Source organism: Enterobacter cloacae complex sp. SHL009 (genome assembly GCF_049237205.1).
Taxonomy (GTDB): Bacteria; Pseudomonadota; Gammaproteobacteria; order Enterobacterales; family Enterobacteriaceae; genus Enterobacter; species Enterobacter cloacae_M.
In genome coordinates this window covers 151,278-165,334 of the sequence record NZ_JBMKIW010000002.1, presented here as the reverse complement: position 1 = coordinate 165,334, position 14,057 = coordinate 151,278, and the positions used below count along the sequence as shown (strand labels likewise).

Here is a 14,057-nt window from a genome sequence, read left to right as displayed (position 1 = left end):
TTAATTACTGACAGTCAGCAGTACATATTTTTAAAATCTAAGAATAGGGATGAAATGTCTTATTTTACACCTGACATAACATCCCTCATTCTGACAGAAAGTGAAACCTTATGCCCCTTTCAACATATCAAACACCACGCGGGCAAAGCCCTTCGCCAGTTCAGGATTGGAGAGATATTGCACCATCATCTCCTGCTGGGCTTCGTTGCTATCCATGACGGCATCATCAATCGCCTTCGGGAAATCACCCAACATCGCCTGTTCGCGCGTATTGTTCGCGATCTGGGTCATTACCGCCTGGTTTTCTGAAAGCTTGTCGCGCACCGCAAAGGCATAATTGATCATGTCTTTATCGGTCAGATTATCGGTGACAAAAAGCTCGTTCAGACGAGCCAGGATATTTGAAAGAAACTCCTCTTTCTTGTCCTTTGGTTTCGCCGTTCCGACATCATTACCCGGTTTGATTTTGTATTCTTCAGCATCCTCTTGCAGCTTCAGGTGCTGTTCGTGGAGTTTTGACAGGCGGTAATGGCTCATCTCCACGTTGCTTAAATCAATTTCATCTTCTTCAATACGCTGTTCATGCAGTAACGGACGCAAATGACGAGCAAAGAGACTCAACTTTTCAAGATTCTTGTCGTCATAATCGACGATTTGCGACATAAACTCGTAAAAGCGGACAAAGCTGCCGAGATCTTTCTTGAAGATATCCAGCTTACTTTTTTCTTTCTCGCAGTCCTTAAAGGTGTTTTCCGAATTGGTGATCAGCACAACATCGCCGGTTTTTTTAGTGCGTTCAAACATCTCTTTGGCCAGCACATAGGCATCAATCGCTGAGGTGTAACGATGCTTCCAGCGCTCTACCGCAGGTTTGCAGATATTGCTAATGGCCGCGTTGGATTTGTTTTTACTGAAGAACGCCTCACAGAACTGCTCCACTTCGTTCCACAGGAAAATACCGCTGGTACGCAGCTTTTCATAAAGCTCAAAGACCAACTGCGGGTCGCTGACATCCATCAGCTCTGCTGTCTGGTAGTACGGCTGGAAAGCCCCCAAAATCTCGTCAGGTTCGTTGTAGAAATCGAGTACAAATGTGCCGGACTGCGCCTTCCCCGGATAGGTACGGTTCAGGCGCGACAGGGTCTGTACGCACTCCACGCCGCCCAGCTTTTTATCCACATACATAGCGCAGAGCTTAGGCTGATCAAAACCGGTCTGGAATTTGTTGGCCACCAGCATCACCTGGTAGTCGTCAGTATCAAACGCTGTACGCATATCCCGGCCTTTCAGTCCGGGGTTCATATTGATCTCAGTGAACTTCTGATTGAGCAGCGCAAGGTTGTTGTGGTCATCTTCATGGAATTCCACTTCCCCGGAAAACGCTACCATTGCGCTGATCTTGTCGTACTTATGCTCGGCGATGTATTTATCGAATGCCAGTTTGTAACGCACCGCCGCTTTGCGGGAACTGGTCACCACCATCGCTTTCGCCTGGCCAGCCAGTAAATGCATTACATGCTTGCGGAAGTGCTCAACAATCACCTTCACTTTCTGCGACACGTTATGATCGTGTAGCGAAACCCACTGGTTGAGTTTGATCTTCGCTTTCTTGCTGTCCACTTCCCGGTCAGGATCGTCCAGCTTTTGCAGCAGCTTATACGCCACCTTGTAGTTGGTGTAGTTCTTCAGCACATCAAGAATAAAGCCTTCTTCGATGGCCTGACGCATGGAATAAACGTGGAACGCTTCCGGTTTGTTCGTTTTCGATGCCGGTTCCTGCGGGTTAGGACGACGGCCAAACAGCTCCAGCGTTTTGGCCTTCGGCGTGGCGGTGAAGGCGTAATAGTTGAGATTGCTGCTGCCTTTACGCGCCGCGACGGTAGCATCCAGAATATCTTCTGAAGACATCTCCACATCGTCATCCGCCTCTTCGGTCATCAGCACTTCTTTCAACTGGCGCGCCGTAGAACCGCTCTGCGAGGAGTGCGCTTCATCGGCAATCACCGCATATTTACGCTGCTTGAGGCTGACGCTGTTTTCAATCGCCTTCAGGACAAACGGGAATGTCTGGATGGTAACGATAATGATCGGCTGCGAGTTTTCCAGCGCGCTCGCCAGCTTCTCCGATTTAGAGCCGTCGCCCTCTTTATTATTGATACGCCCGACCACGCCGTCCTGATGTTCAAACTGATAGATGGTGTCCTGCAGCTGATCGTCAAGCACGGTGCGGTCCGTCACCACAATCACCGAGTGAAACTGCTTCTCGCCATTTTCATCGTACAGGCGGGAAAGCTGATGCGCTGTCCAGGCGATAGAGTTCGATTTACCCGACCCGGCACTGTGCTGAATCAGGTATTTATTGCCGGTGCCTTCAACCGTCGCGGCAGTGATGAGTTTGTTCACCACGTCCCACTGGTGATAGCGCGGGAAAATCAGGCTCTCACTTTTGTACTTCAGGCCAATGGCGTTTTCTTTTTCGACGATTTGCAGATGCACAAAACTGGCGAGAATTTTCAGCAGATTGTCCGGCAACAGCACCTCATTCCAAAGATAGCTGGTGGCATAGTCGTTGGCATCTTCCGGGATATCGTTCCCCGCACCGCCTTCATGGGTCCCTTTGTTAAACGGCAGGAAGAAGGTTTTATCACCATCCAGTTTGGTCGCCATAAACACTTCGTACTGGCTGACGGCAAAGTGCACCAGCGCGCCGCGCTTAAAGGTCAGTAGCGGCTCAGGTTTATTGGTGCCTGGATCTTTCGGCAAACGCGTTTTCTTATATTGCGTAATGGCGTTTTGTACCGTCTGCTTAAATTCAGACTTCAGTTCCAGCGTCGCTACCGGCAGGCCATTGACGAACAGTACCAGGTCGATACGCCATTTCTTCGCCTTAACGCCAGTTTCTTCAAACGCGGCGTTTGACGCATGCGGGCTGTAAACCAGCTCCGGCACGATTCGGCAGATATTCTGCTTGTAGCGCGTCAGGGTTTCCGGATTGAGGTTATGTTCCGGCTTAAACTGGCATAGTGAAAAACGCGCATTATGGCTTTTGATACCATGACGCAGCACGCCGAGCGTACCGTAGGTGCGAGACAAAATATCGGTGGCGTTGATATCCGCTTTTTTCAGCTGCGCCACCAGCGCATCGAGGAAATGACGCTCGGTATCGGTAGGATAAATTTTTGCAAATTTCTCCCACTCATGCGGCTGCGTAGTTTGCACAAAGGTCAGCGCATCCTGCGAGTACAGTGCACGTTCGCGATCGTAGCCGTCATTTTTACCGCAAATCCAGCCTTTTGCTTCCATCTGAGCAATCATTTCATTCTGGAAAATCAACTCTTTGGTGCTATCCGTGCTCATGCGGTGACCTCCTGTGGCTCCTCAACATCCTGCGTCTCAGGGGCAACCCAATCGCGGACGTCGATTTTTCCGGTGACGGCAGCGGAGATAAGGGCGGTTCGGCGTTCTTGAAGTAAATCCATCCCTTCAAGAGCATTTTCAATTATACACTCATAAATATTACGCATATTATCAATATGATTATTGATTTCGACTTGTTCTTCGAAAGGAGGTATTAAAATAATCCCTTCCTTAATATTATCCTGACCTATATTAGGGTCTTTTCTTGTACCAGCCGCATCTATCATCCAAAAAGGTCGGTAAAATTCATAATATTTATGTAAAAAATCTGGCAATATTCTTCCACACGGTAAAACACCACATACGGCTTGATTTATTGTAGATTCAAAGCGTAGGATAGCATGCTTACCTATAGAACCCGCACCTCCATACATACCTAGCAGCACACTTCCCACCGGCAGAATCGAGCATGCAGTATCATTTACTGCTTTTGATGTAATCCTAATTGGTGTGTCGAAAAGCTCACCATTATTTAAATCTGTAGTTCTAATCCATGGAATATGACCATCTTCATAATAAATTTCAAATTTAGAAGTCGTTGGTGTTCCACCACTAGTAGTTCGACCGACCCACTTTAATTTAGTTATTCCCCAATGCTCTGGCACGTCCCCCAACCACTCAACACCAGAATCTTTCATCGGCACATCAGGGTTTAGCCCTTTGGTAACAGCAAGACTAATCACTGCCTGACGTTTTTCCTTCAGCAGTTCAATCAGTTGTTGCTGCTTCTCGATCAGGTTGTCGATTTTTGCGGTTTCGTGGTCGAGGAAGCATGCAATATTTCGCTGTTCATGCTTAGGAGGAAAACAGAATTTCTCCATCAAATAAGAATCTGCATCTAGATTTTGAATGCCGGTTGTTTGCTTAATCGATGGATAGTTTACTTTCCCTGCGTAAAGCTGTGAAAAAGCATATGTCAAAAAATGACCATCATAGCTGTCTCTTGGTGTCATTTTTGCAACAAAATTTGAAGTCACTGCCTCGTATTTTTTATCAAATAAAACAACACAGCCAACTAAGGTCTTTTCACCGCCACCTGATTTTTCGATTAACAAATCGCCCTGTTTGAGCAAACGGCTACCTCTATCCTTAGGAAGGATAGACCTTGTCGTTAATTTTAAATCAGAAATTTTAAATGATTGACGATCAAAATCAGCAACACGAAGCACAATTAAATCATGTTTATCATCAGGCTCCCCCCCCCAAACGCCATTAGTACAACCTTCGACTGCACGTTTTAGCGAATGGATCTGCCAATTCAGAGGAACCTCCCCCAGCCACTCAACCCCAGAATCCTTATACTCCGGATACGCCTTATACTTAGCCATCAGGAATGTACCTCCTGCAGCAGCTTCATAATCTCGGCGCTGACCGCGTCCAGGTCGGCATCGATCTCTTCCAACGGGCGCGGTGGTTGATAAACGTAAAAATGGCGGTTAAACGGAATTTCATAACCCACAATCCCCACTTCGTTATCTTTCGCATCGCGCTTATCGGCGTTGATCCAGGCGTTATTCACATGCGGCAGCACTTCAGACTCGAAATAGTTTTCAATCAGGTCGCTGGTGGACAATGCTGGGTTCAGCGGCACGTTCTCGTTATCGCGCAGCTCGCCGTCCTGTTCAAACTCAACCACTTTGCCTTTGTACTCAAACGCACCGTACAACGGCTGAGCGGCTTCTTTCAGCACCTTCTTCACCACCGGTTCGGCATCCGGGTTTTTGGTGGTGATGGCATCGATAAACTGCTTGTTCTCTTTCGCATCCAGCTTCACGCCAGCCGTTTTAATGGCCCCTTTCAGGGTCAGCTGGAACTGATTGAAGTCATTGCTTACCAGCGTTTTGCCACCCGCCTGCGTACCCAGAGCAGCCTGAATCTGCTGTGCTTTTTCCATTAACCCACGCTGCGCCAGCCACAGCTTGCTGTCGAGCAGGTCTTTGATCTGCTTCTCTTTCAGCTCAGAAAATTCGGCTTTGATGGTGGCGCGCGCTTCTGTTTCCAGCTCGGAGAAATCACCGTAGATATCCTCCTGCCACTGGGATGCGAACTCTTCATACAGACGTTCCATCGGCGCGTTAAACGGCTTCGGCGCAAAGCGCAGAGTCGCAATCGCCTCATCCGTTACCTGAGCGGATAACCGCAGCGGGCGTTCAATGGTCAGGCGACGATAGCCAAAGTCAGTGCTGTTGAAGATTTTGCTGGCGAAGGTTTTCGGCGCTTCGGGTTTGGCGGTGGCAGGTTGACGGCCACGACTGGATTTTTGCTCGGCGGCTTTTTCCAGACCAAGCTCTTCCAGAGTTGTTGCATCCACTACCTTAAAATCACCGAAGGTCTGGGTGATTAGTTTGATATCGTCTTCGCCCATCAGGTTGCGCTTGGACCCCAGCGATTTGCGCATCTTGCCGCACAGGTTGGTGCCATCAATCAGCTGCACTTTGCCTTTACGCTCAGGCGCTTTCTTGTTGGAGAGGATCCAGACGTAGGTGGCAATGCCGGTGTTGTAGAACATGTCCGTTGGCAGCGCGACAATGCCTTCCAGCAAGTCGGCTTCCAGAATGTAGCGACGGATTTCGCTCTCACCGCTGCCCGCACCACCGGTAAACAGTGGCGAACCGTTAAGGATAATCCCGATACGCCCGCCGTTGCTCACGCTGCCATCCACATTGTGGTTGTCGCGCATTTTGCTGATCAGGTGCATCAGGAACAGCAGCGAGCCGTCGGATACACGCGGCAGGCCCGGGCCAAAGCGACCGTTAAAACCTTTCTGCGTATGTTCGTCGTTAATCTCGCCCTCAATCTTCTTCCAGTCCACGCCAAACGGCGGGTTAGAGAGCATGTAGTCGAACTGGTCCAGCGGCAGCTGGTCGTTAGAGAGAGTGTTGCCCAGCTTAATGCGGCTGACATCCTGACCTTTGATCAGCATGTCGGCTTTACAGATTGCGTAGGATTCCGGGTTCAGCTCCTGACCAAAGGCACGCATCACCGCCTTGGGGTTCAACTCGTGCACATATTCCATGCCTGAAGAGAGAAAGCCGCCGGTCCCGGCCGTCGGATCATAAATGGTGCGGATGATACCGGGTTGCGACAGGGCTTCATCATCTTCCATAAACACCAGCGAGGTGGTCAGACGCACGATATCGCGTGGGGTGAAGTGCTCGCCGGCGGTCTCGTTAGAACTTTCCGCGAAACGACGGATAAGCTCTTCAAACACCAGGCCCATTTCATAGTTGGAAATCGCCTTCGGGCTCAAATCGGTGGTGGCGAATTTCTTCACCACTTTGAACAGCAGGTTGGCATCTTCCAGCAGGCCGACAAACTCGCTGAATTTGAAGTGTTCGAAGATTTCACGCGCGTCCGGGGAGAACGCCTGTACGTAGCTTTCCAGGTTGGCTTTGATGTCGTTCTGCCCCATCTTGCCCAGATCCATCTTCGAGGTGTTAAAGAAGGAAAGGCCGCTGGCGCGCAGCAGAAACTTCTCTTTGGCATCTTCCGGCAGTGGGCTGGTTTTTAATTCATCATATTTTGCCACAACCGCGTCTTTGGTCTCCGCCAGCACACACTCTAGACGACGCAGTAGCGTAAAAGGCAAGATCACACGTCCGTATTGAGACTGTTTAAAATCACCGCGCAGCAGATCAGCCACAGACCAGATAAACGCAGCCGTTTGAGAAAAGTTAGTGTTAGTCATGAAACCCTCGGGGAGATCGCGGCCATAGTGCAAATGTGCACGGCAAATATTCATTATTGGAATCCAGTGCGCAAAATCATACCCGCTATAAAGGCTATCGCAAACGATACAGGGCAAAGAAATGGACAATGATATTGAATAACTGATTATCAGCAGAGTGAGTAATGTGGATTACTGCTTGCTGTTCATGAAGGAAAATAAGTGGGTGGATAACCCCCCTTTACTGGTTGTTACGAAACACGGTTTCGCTTAAGTCTAATACTTGTTGTTTGTATGGTTATTGTTTGTAAAATAGCCATTCGTATTATTTCCATAGCAAGTAGAGGGACCTATGAAGCAGTACACCAACGAACTTACACCAGAAACGCTGACAGCCTTTGACAAGTCACCATTTACAACCGAACAACTCGCCGGAATGAACGACGAAGCCCGTTCTCTCATCGAAAAACAAAACGCCTACAATCTCGCTCATCCCGTTACAGCTGCTTATCTGATCGCTACAGAGGGCAGCTTGACACGTAATGGTGGGAAAGTTTTCAGTGAATATAACGGACGGCAGATCAAACTTGATGACGGCACAATGCTAAACGTGTCTCGAGTTGGTGATGAAGTGCGTTACCCAGATGGAACGTCCGCGAAGATCTCCAATGGTGTGGGAAACACACCAGGCGAATCTATTGCCCTTGTTGGTAGCTCGCTGGATAACGGCGATGAAATTATTAGCTGCCCACAAAATGCCGGAAGAAAGGTAGTCCGAGCAGGGGAATCGTTGCCAGAAAACTTTCTGAAATAAGGTGGTCACTATGGCATCGGTTAACAGGGGTTGCACGGTTCACGGTAAGAACGTTGGTCTGCACGGAGATAAAACCTCTACAGGCGCACAATGTATTGCCGCTCGCCCCGGTATGTCTGTTATGGGCTTGTGGAAACTCTACATCGGCGATAAGACCACTCCTTGCCCGAAATGCGGGAAAGTGGGGGTAATTGTGAGCGGAGATCCTCGCTGCTTTAATAGCGCCGCAGTCGCCGTGGATGGTGCGAAAATCCTCTGCGGTTGTCCACAGGGTACTAATTTTCTTATCGCGCCTGGCACCGTTGAGGTTAATACCCCTTCCTGGGCTATAGCGCCTGTAGAGCTAGTGCAGCACGCCCAAGCAGCGAAGAAGCAGAACAGCGTTACTGACACCTGCAAGCCAGAAGATAACTCGCTATTGAACGGCGTTTACATCTGGACTGAAACCAAAAACGCAGGTCACACTTTCGTTTCGGTACACGAGAATAACAATGTCTATCTCTTCACGTATGGTCGCTATGGCAGAACCAATCATGGAGGATTTACGGGAGATGGTGTTCTTAACTTCCTACAAGATGAAGATGCAAGGGTTTACTATCGTTCTGAACTCTATGAGATGGGTGCTCGTGTTTTCCGCATAGACGATGCCGACCCGGTGAAGACAAGAGCATTCTTCGAAGACTTATGGAACAGCAGTAAGCCAGCTATACACACATCAAAAATTCCAGAGACAACAAGAAGGAGAGGCCATACCATTGATGAGTATGACGTTACTGGCAGCAACTGCACAACACATTCAGTTGCGGGGATTAAGTATGCTGGCTCTACGGTATTTGAGCACGGTTACACATCTACGACGACCCAACTACCTGTTGAAGCCGAGGAAGATTTCACCGTTCCGGTATCGCTGCAAAGATTTCTCATCGCGAAGGGTGGAGACATGTCCTCAATGCTTGTCGTTGAGATGACAGAATTATTCAAAGAGCAATACCCTAATTCAGATAACTTACAACCATTCCATGAAACTCCCGGCGGGGTAGTTCAGCATGTTGCTGCGGAAGGTGCTGCCACTGGCGATTCATTGTCTCCGTTTTCCGGCGGCACTGTAGGTGGCGTATTAGGGGGATCATATGGCGATGACGAATAAAACTAAAACCGTTTTCCGATGGGGTGGGATTGTCATTGTATCGCTATGCTACTTTATCGCACTGGTGCTATCTACCTTCTCTTTTTCCGCATTCAGCGAGAGTGAAAGTATGCAGTTTTCTGGCCCAATCCCATTAAAAGAGTACCAAGCTTCTATAGACTCGATCATGCAAGCCACTGATGGCGTTTTTACTGTCGCCTTTTTTGGCTTTGCGATCTGCGTGCCACTCATCCTACTGATCTTTAAAAAGGTGAGATGATGAATAAGAAATTCTGGATCACGTGGGGGTGTATCGCGCTGATTTGCATAGTGTATTACGTTATCGTGCTGTATTTCGATCTGGTCTTCGCCGTTAACTTCTCAGAAACCGTGAGCCAAGGATGGGATTTTACCCCTTCTCAGCTAACGTCGTTTGTTATGGAGCTATCGCAAAATCACTCTGATTCGGCTTTAGCCTCTATCATTGGTTTCGCTGTCTGCGTCCCTCTGATTCTGCTCATCTTCAAAAAAGTGAGATGACCGTCAAAGGCTGGAGAGATCCAGCCTTTCCCCTCCTCACTGATTTTAGACAATACAAGCCTCATGTCGTTGGTGGCAAGACAACGCGCGGAGCCGTTAGGCAACTTCACTGGGAGTGTCAGATAGTGAAGTTTATCAGGATGACCATGTACCCGAAGGAGCGAGGCCGAATCGCTGGCAGAGCCTGCATTTCGTGTGCAGGTACGAACACCACCATAAACCTGTTTATTCCCTGCAACGTCATAGCATTCGAGTTCAGTCAGTGTTCAATCGGTACGTGTTTGACGCCTGGAACTACACGCCGCAATGAGTTAACATCCCAATTACCACTATCAAACACAGCGGCTTTTTCAAGGGATATAACAGAGCATTTCTTACAGGCAAAAGAGACAAACTTAATCGCCTAACTAACTGTACAGTAAGGAATTTAGTGACTTGGTGCGAAGGCCGGACTCGAACATCGCAACTATCCTTATGATCTTAAGAGATTAAAACTTACCACATTAGGCATGATCCCATCATTGATACCATCAGTCCCTATTGGTGATAATCGAACATTTTTCATAAAAAAATATCCGATTTATTCTAGAATGAAATAATTACATCCCTACCTTAATACTGAGACAAGAGAGGGCACTGTCTCTGTACATCATACTTAAAAAATTGTATCTTTGTACATAAATAATTCATTAAACTCCTGCAAGTATTATCACTTTATAATAAGGATATGTAGATGGCATTTATGAATTTAGGATTATTAAGAACCTTAAACGCAACATCAGGTGCATTTTCAATTGTTACAAACAGAGAAGCTACCGGTGATAGAAGCATTACATTAGATCGCTATGAAAAAGAAGTAATGGCAGAAAAATATGATTTAACAAAAATTGTTAGAAAAGGATCATACATTGAGGAAACAAGATCAGAACGATTAAAATTCATTACTTTCACTGACTATCAATTAAATAATTTTGAATATAACGATATCCCTATCGTCTATCCTAAAGAAAGTGGAAACGAAATTAGGCTATATATGCAAGGAAGATTAAGATTCCAAGGAAATACAAATGATGTATTCCTTATATTTAATAGGCAAGAGAATGATGTACCTATTATAGGTTTCTTATCACCGTTACAATGGGAGCAACTGTTAAGGCAGGCAGAGAGAAATTTCATACTATATGAGCAAGATCATGATGACGACGTTTATCTTAAGAATATAGTACTTCAACAAGCAGGTCAGGCAGTTCCATTTAGTAGCTATAGATTCCAACGCAACTATTCCTTAGCACTACAAGCATTAGAAAATGCAAATTTTAAATGTGAATATAATCCAGAACACATTACTTTCATTTCACCGATTACACAGAAAAGTTTTATGGAAGCACATCATTTAATTCCTCTTGCATTCCAAAAAAATCATATACATTCTTTGGATAATATTGGCAACATTTACTCACTTTGCCCTATCTGCCATAGAGCTATTCACTACGGTGATAGTCAAACGAAAAGAATAATTTTGGAAAAACTTTATTACTCACGAAATATGTTTTTTGAAAATCAGTTAGGAACTGATTTCGGTAAGTTATGCTTTTATTATGGAATATAACTTTAGATAAAGTTTATCATACCATCTGAAAGCTGGTGTTTGAGCTTTCAGATGGTGCAGAAAAAAACAAAGCTATTAAGCAACTTTATTTTTTTCTTCAATAAGATCTGTTGCTCTATTCAGAGCGGTAATCATATTTTCAGCTACAGCTTCTATGACTTTTACGCAAACAGAATTACCGAATTGCTTATAAATTTGCCCATGAGAAACTGCATCTACAATAAATTCTTCAGGGAACCCTTGAAGCCTTGCACACTCTCTTGGAGTCAATTTCCTAGGGTTTTTCCCAAGAGATGCTTGATCAATTAAAATCTCAGAGCCATCTTTATAATAACGAGCACTGATGGTATTTACGTAAGAACTGTTCTCATTGAAGAGTGAATACCCGAAGCCATTCCCTTTAGTTTTGTGCTCTTCTTTTCTTTTTTTATGACCAGTCCATAATTTATCGGAAATAGTGTAAAAATCTTTTCCATGAACTTTTTCAAGCTCATTTAATTCTTTTCTTGAAAGAAGGATATCACCTAAGCGCGTTTTTTCTTTAGGAGCTTCAGGCCAAGAAAATAGTTTATCAAAATCAACATTTTTAAAATAATCTCTATCAAATCCTACGATGAAAATTCGTTCTCTATTTTGAGGTACACCAAAATCAGCAGCGCGCAAAACTTTATAATCAACCCAGTAGTTTAAACGTTGTGATAAGGCGCTTCGTGCATCATTGCTCATAGGTATATCAGAGGGTATATCTTGCGCATTTTTACCTTGTAAGATATTGATAATTGTCTTTAAAGTATCACCTTTATTGTGCCCCTGTAATTGTTTTACATTTTCTAAAAGGAATGCTTTTGGTCTCTTACCTGCAAGTATTCTTTGTATTTCAAAAAACATTGTTCCACGGGTATCGCTAAATCCTTGTTTCAGCCCTGCCTGAGAAAAAGCCTGGCAAGGGAAACCACCTAAGAGAACATCGTGATCTGGGATATCTGAATTTTTGATTTGTGTGATATCACCATCAGGCATTTCGCCATAATTAGCAAAATAGGTTTTTTGAGCGAATTTATCCCATTCAGATGTAAAAACACAATGGCCTCCCAACTGCTGGAAAGGTAAACGTATACCGCCAATACCAGCAAATAAATCTATGAAAGTAAATTTACTATTTTCAATAGATTCTTGTTTAAATGGAGAGTTTTCAGTGTTTGTGTTCATGACATCTTCCAGTTTAATAATCTGATTCCAGTAATTGAGTGTAGGCTCATGTTCGCCAGACTCCCACCCTCTAACGGTACGTTCTCCAGAAGACCCCATACCTAAGATTTGAGCAAAGGCTGAGCATCCAATCCCCATCCTTTTTCTCAACTCCTTGATGTAGTATGCTCTATCTATTGTCATTAGCTATGGTTGTCCATACTTATCCGGTTTCTTTCCGGGCAATGATAGCGCTGTACAAAAACACATGCAATGGAAAATTTTATGTACAACAAAAACATTAACGATTTCATTATTGATTGTTCAAATCTATCAAGTTCAATGTCTGTCAGCTATAGTCAAGTAGCACCGAGTTTTGTATTTTCAAATACTGGCAGAAGAAATAGCGTTAAATTTTTTTCAATAACTCTGCCTCAACTAATTTCAGTTTTAAAAGATATTGAATCAAATATAGATGAATTTATTAATTTTAATACCTATAACGAATCTACATGGCGTAACTTATTTGAAGTAAATATAAAAGACGCAGTTGTCAATACACTATCTACAACACAGACACTACCGCTTTTTTCATTAATAAATAAAGTTGTTACTATTGCTAATGATGATGGTAAAAATTACTCAGAAAAAACAATGCAAATTAGTAAAGAGTCTCTTAGAAATACAATAAACTATCTTGAAACACAGATACCTGATAATAATGAGTATATATTAGAATTATCTAAATATAGTGAGCACTCAAAATTAATCGAATCAGTCAACAAAATTTTTTATGGTGCCCCAGGGACAGGTAAAAGCCATCGGATTAACGAGATATTAGGTTCATCGAAATATATAAGAACAGTTTTTTATCCAGACATGCTCTATTCAGACTTTGTAGGAAGTCTAAGACCAAGAACAATCGAAGATAGCGAAGGAAATAAAAAAGTAGTTTATGAATATAGAGCAGGCCCTTTTTTAAGAGCTTTAATACTTGCGTTAAATTCAAAAGAAGAAAATGTATATTTGGTAATTGAGGAAATAAATAGAGCTTCTGCCTCCGCTGTATTTGGTGAATTATTCCAGCTATTAGATCGTAATGAGTATGGTGAAAGCAAATATGAAATTGATATAATTGATCCTGACATGTTGGATTACATCAATGAAAGAGTGGACGACAATCTATCAAGCTTAAGAATTCCTCGCAACCTCTCAATCTTAGCGACCATGAATAGTAGCGATCAAGCAGTAATGCCTATGGACACAGCATTTAAACGCCGTTGGCAATTTGAGTATCTTCTCATCGATTATAGTAATGCTACTAAAGGTGAAATACCAATAAACATATATAATGACGAAGCTAATATAGAAACAATAAATATTACTTGGGGTGATTTTTCTAAGATACTTAACGATGAATTGAAAGAGCTAAATGTTCCTGAAGATAGATTACTTGGACATCGTTTCCTTGATGATAATGAACTAAAAACAAAAGAAAAAGCCAATGACACAGTTGCTGGTAAGTTATTAGTCTATCTTTGGGACGATGTGTTACGACATGGGAAAAAAAGCCTTATATTTCGTACTGAAGAATTTAAAACATTTGGTGAATTGCATAATGCATTTCTGTCTGGAAAACCAATTTTTAATGATACGATTGAAGAGAAAATTAAAATTTTCAAATTGTAGATTCAAA

General features: G+C 44.2%; 10 protein-coding genes. 6 read left to right on the top strand and 4 right to left on the bottom strand.

The window, feature by feature from the left end; all coding sequences use genetic code 11:
• Positions 1-108: 108 nt before the first annotated feature.
• Genes ACOTZC_RS07240 through ACOTZC_RS07230 form a run of 3 tightly spaced genes read right to left on the bottom strand, consistent with a single transcriptional unit; the run spans position 109 to position 7,105 of the window.
• The gene (locus ACOTZC_RS07240; RefSeq protein ID WP_248162575.1) at positions 109-3,357 is read right to left on the bottom strand and encodes a type I restriction endonuclease subunit R; all 3,249 of its coding nucleotides are present in this window, start codon (positions 3,355-3,357) and stop codon (positions 109-111) included.
• Positions 3,354-4,745 carry a restriction endonuclease subunit S gene (locus tag ACOTZC_RS07235; protein WP_421635697.1) on the bottom strand — a complete coding sequence of 464 codons (1,392 nt, stop codon included), beginning with the start codon at positions 4,743-4,745 and terminating at the stop codon, positions 3,354-3,356. Before ACOTZC_RS07235 ends, ACOTZC_RS07240 begins: the two co-directional genes overlap by 4 nt.
• A complete protein-coding gene (locus tag ACOTZC_RS07230) occupies positions 4,745-7,105 on the bottom strand; it encodes a type I restriction-modification system subunit M (RefSeq protein ID WP_126303660.1) in 2,361 nt (786 codons plus the stop codon). Before ACOTZC_RS07230 ends, ACOTZC_RS07235 begins: the two co-directional genes overlap by 1 nt.
• A gap of 331 nt (positions 7,106-7,436) precedes the next feature.
• Here ACOTZC_RS07230 and ACOTZC_RS07225 point away from each other — a divergent pair, with 331 nt between their 5' ends.
• The 5 genes from ACOTZC_RS07225 (at position 7,437) to ACOTZC_RS07205 (ending at position 11,173) form a co-directional block, all read left to right on the top strand.
• The gene (locus tag ACOTZC_RS07225) at positions 7,437-7,898 is read left to right on the top strand and encodes a hypothetical protein (protein WP_047173252.1); all 462 of its coding nucleotides are present in this window, start codon (positions 7,437-7,439) and stop codon (positions 7,896-7,898) included.
• A gap of 10 nt (positions 7,899-7,908) precedes the next feature.
• The gene (locus ACOTZC_RS07220; protein WP_421635696.1) at positions 7,909-9,045 is read left to right on the top strand and encodes a PAAR domain-containing protein; all 1,137 of its coding nucleotides are present in this window, start codon (positions 7,909-7,911) and stop codon (positions 9,043-9,045) included.
• Positions 9,029-9,304, top strand: coding sequence for a hypothetical protein (locus ACOTZC_RS07215; RefSeq protein WP_047173251.1), 276 nt, complete (start codon positions 9,029-9,031; stop codon positions 9,302-9,304). The genes ACOTZC_RS07220 and ACOTZC_RS07215 overlap by 17 nt, the downstream gene beginning before the upstream one ends.
• Entirely contained in the window at positions 9,301-9,564 is a 264-nt protein-coding gene (locus ACOTZC_RS07210) for a hypothetical protein (RefSeq protein WP_047173250.1), read from the top strand. Before ACOTZC_RS07215 ends, ACOTZC_RS07210 begins: the two co-directional genes overlap by 4 nt.
• Positions 9,565-10,297: 733 nt before the next feature.
• Positions 10,298-11,173, top strand: coding sequence for an HNH endonuclease (locus tag ACOTZC_RS07205; RefSeq protein ID WP_204277481.1), 876 nt, complete (start codon positions 10,298-10,300; stop codon positions 11,171-11,173).
• Between the two features lie 75 nt (positions 11,174-11,248).
• On the opposite strand, the gene dcm is transcribed toward ACOTZC_RS07205, so the two are convergent.
• A complete protein-coding gene (dcm, locus tag ACOTZC_RS07200; RefSeq protein WP_225393522.1) occupies positions 11,249-12,565 on the bottom strand; it encodes a DNA (cytosine-5-)-methyltransferase in 1,317 nt (438 codons plus the stop codon).
• An 81-nt stretch (positions 12,566-12,646) separates the two neighbouring features.
• Between dcm and ACOTZC_RS07195 the strand changes: the two genes are divergently transcribed.
• Complete coding sequence (locus tag ACOTZC_RS07195) at positions 12,647-14,050, top strand: McrB family protein (RefSeq protein WP_137581855.1); 1,404 nt, start codon at positions 12,647-12,649, stop codon at positions 14,048-14,050.
• The last annotated feature ends 7 nt before the right edge of the window (positions 14,051-14,057 follow it).